Here is a 2,517-nt window from a genome sequence, read left to right as displayed (position 1 = left end):
CGGCTCACTGGCGAGGCCACCATCTCGTGGCGCGACCCGACATCACCGAACCAAATCCGCATCACGGGATAAAACAACGGGAGGAAACGACCTCTGACGTCGTCGGCATCGCCCGTTACAGGATGTTCCACAGCATGGAGGTGTCCCCCTGGCGCAGGCCCTCGATGCGGCGCTCTACCTCACTCTGGGTGTGGGGTGCCTGTGCGATCTTCCGGGCGTTCGTACTGATCATTCGGAGCTCACGTAGGTCCCGGATCACGGTGAAGCCCGGCCAGGTGGTGATGTCGAAGCCGTAGGTGTCGACGAACGGCTGGTAGTGCCCGGCTCCATGACGGAAGCGTCGGCAGTGGATCTCGATGGTCGCGAGATCCCATTCGCGCCGTCCGCGGGTGACCGTGTCCCAGTCGCACAGGACGACCCTGGGGTGTGCATGGAGCGCGTTGCGGTGCTGGGGGTCTCCCTGGATCACCGTTTCGGGGAACAGGAAGTCGACCTCGTCAAGCTCCTTGGTCAGGCGTTCAAGACGTTCGCTGAGGAAGTCCCGCGTTGATGCGGGCAGCACGTGGGCTGTCGCGATTGACCGGCCAATGGCCGCAACAGTGTCGTGCTCGGGGAGCTGTAGTGGGAGCGCCGGTAGGTTGTGCAACTCGCGGAGGGGCTTGGCGAGTTGCTGGGCAGTCACCGGATGGTCGGGCTGGGGAAGGTACGTCCAGAAGGTGATGGAGTGGCCATCCACAATCACGGGCTGTGGTACGTCGTGGAGGGGCGATGTGGGGAAGCCGCGAGCCATCAGCCATTGGACGAACCGTACGGTCCGCTCGACGTCTTCGAAGCGGGAGCCCTTGCGGGCGATCTTGACCACCACGGGATCGTGACGGAGGCGTACAACGGCGTTGGTGTGCCTGCGGAGTACCTCAGCGCCTTCGCTGTCCAGGCCGACGGCGTTGCAGGCGCGCTGGAGAACGTGACGCATTTCCGTCTCGCTGTACCCGCCGTAGATTTGCGCTGGTGCTGTCATGGGGCCAAGGCTGTCTGATAAGCCGTCGGACTGTCACATCGATCCGCTGGGCAGTCCCAAGAGTTCACGCAGTTCCATGGCTGCGCGGGTTCGGCCGTTGACTCCAGGAAGCTCTTCGATAACCCGGCGGGCCCTCGCACCGATGATCGAAGTCCTATGGTCCTCGGGGACCTGTAAGTAGGTCTGGACGGCGAGCTGGCAGGCTTCGGTGGCGCTGCGCTCATGGGCGAGACAGATCGCGGCCTCCAGACGGAGGAGGGCGGGATCGATGCCGGTACGTGCGGGGTACAGGGCCAGTGCCTCTTCCTGGACCTTGCGCGCGCGTGAGCCTTGGCTGAGGGCTGTGTATGTGCCGCTCAGGTACAGCAGGAAGCGGCGCCACGGGAAACCGAAGGCGTCGTCGTCCGGGCTGGGCGGCATCCTGTCGTAGATGGCGCGGGCTTCGCGGATGCGAGCCTCGGCGTCGGCGGCATTCCCCTGTTGGGCGAGTGCCCTGGCTTCGGCGGCAGCGGCGAAGGCCGCCGTTGCTGACGGGCGGTGCTTCGTCATGAGGCGCGCTTCGCGGGCCAGCGAGACGGCGGCGCTCAACGGCCCGTAGTAGTACGGCAGCATCGCAGCCTGGGCCCTTACCCTGGCTCGCAGCTCCGGATTGCCACTCTCCTCTGCGGCGTGCCGGGCTGTTTCATACCACCCCCGGGAGCGGCGGTTGTCGCCCAATTTCATCAGGGAGTCGGCGATGAGCGTGGCGAGCACTGCTGTCATCTCGGTCAGCCGGATCTGAACTGTCGTCGTCTGCCGCTCCATGGAGTGGCTTTCCACCTCGGCTAGTTCGAGCAGAAGCTGGGCGAGCATCTTCGCTGGTGGCGTGTACAGGTACTCCTGCCTGAGCAACAGCAGCCGCTCTTCCAGAAGATCGAGTTGCCCGCCGGCGACGCTTCCCTGAGCCAGCGTCCGATCGGTCGCACGGCGAGCGGTATCGAGGTGGGCACCAAGTTCCGGCGGTACCGACCCAGTGCTGTCGTCGGTCTCAGTGAAGGCGACCGAGTGGTTCGCACGCAACACCGTGTCGGGAGCGCCCGATGAGCCCAAACCCAGGTCGAACGGAGTGCACTGGTAGTACTGGCACAGCAGATCGACCGTGGTCAGCCTTGGTGTCCTACCCCCGGTTTCCCAGGAGCCGAGCTGATCGCCCTCCACCCGGGGTCCGTCATGATCGTGCTGTTGTGCGAGCTGCCGCAGCTCCGTACCCGCCTGCGCCAGAGTCTTCCCGCGGGCGAGGCGCTGCGCGCGTAGCTTCGACACCCCGCAGTGCTCGTGGACGAGATTCGCGATCTGCTGCGGTGTCTTGCCAGCGGCTTCCTCGCTCAGGCGAATCTGGCGCGCGCAGGTGGGCTTGTGGGGCTGGAGGCTGTTTACTCCTCTGTGTAAGAGGTGATCTTGCTGGGTGCTGGTCGGGCCCTGGCTGACACCAGGAATGTGACGCACAGTGAGTGACCTGA

The 2,517-nt window shown here is 65.1% G+C and carries 2 protein-coding genes; both read right to left on the bottom strand.

The features are described from left to right. Window positions 1-115: 115 nt before the first annotated feature. The gene (locus tag ACFV9O_RS40020; RefSeq protein WP_385427943.1) at window positions 116-1,018 is read right to left on the bottom strand and encodes a phosphotransferase family protein; all 903 of its coding nucleotides are present in this window, start codon (window positions 1,016-1,018) and stop codon (window positions 116-118) included. Between the two features lie 33 nt (window positions 1,019-1,051). Beyond that, the coding region (locus tag ACFV9O_RS40015) for an XRE family transcriptional regulator (protein WP_385427941.1) at window positions 1,052-2,517 on the bottom strand (1,466 nt) is incomplete at its 5' end.

The sequence above is a fragment of the Streptomyces sp. NPDC059909 genome, from assembly GCF_042730885.1.
In the GTDB taxonomy this organism is placed as follows: domain Bacteria; phylum Actinomycetota; class Actinomycetes; order Streptomycetales; family Streptomycetaceae; genus Streptomyces.
This window is presented reverse-complemented; position numbering and strand designations above follow the sequence as displayed.

What these genes read in the sequence shown, in the direction of transcription:
- ACFV9O_RS40020 (WP_385427943.1), bottom strand. Translation starts at nt 1,018, where the DNA reads ATGACAGCACCAGCGCAAATCTACGGCGGGTACAGCGAGACGGAAATG.